The 327-nt window shown below is 33.0% G+C and carries 1 protein-coding gene and 1 pseudogene; both read left to right on the top strand.

The window, feature by feature from the left end:
- A partial coding sequence (locus FN960_RS21145; RefSeq protein WP_221936841.1) for a DegT/DnrJ/EryC1/StrS family aminotransferase occupies nucleotides 1-163 on the top strand: 163 nt, incomplete at its 5' end.
- A gap of 1 nt (nucleotide 164) precedes the next feature.
- A pseudogene (vioB, locus tag FN960_RS21140) lies at nucleotides 165-327 on the top strand (dTDP-4-amino-4,6-dideoxy-D-glucose acetyltransferase VioB); the annotation flags it as partial.

Genomic DNA, 327 nt, shown 5'->3' with positions numbered 1-327 from the left:
AATCAGTAATATGCCTATGTATCGAGGATTGATTTCAGCTAGCGTTGATAATCTACCAATAGCCAATAGTGTTGCTGATAAAGTCCTATGCTTGCCAATATATACAGATTTAAATGAAGAGATTGTTGTGAAAATAACCAAATTATTATTGGGTAAGATGTGATATGGCCTATTTAGATGAAATACAGTTAAAAGAAATGGGCTTCAAAAGCGTTGGAGAAAATGTAAAAATATCAGATAAGGCATCTTTTTATGGGTGTGATAATATTAGTATTGGGAATAATGTAAGGATTGATGATTTTTGCGTGTTTTCAGCTGGAGAGGGTG

Source organism: Alkalicoccobacillus porphyridii (assembly GCF_007293315.1).
In the GTDB taxonomy this organism is placed as follows: domain Bacteria; phylum Bacillota; class Bacilli; order Bacillales; family Bacillaceae_D; genus Alkalicoccobacillus; species Alkalicoccobacillus porphyridii.
The sequence above is the reverse complement of the archived record's forward strand: the minus strand, read 5'-3'. Positions and strand labels throughout refer to the sequence as shown.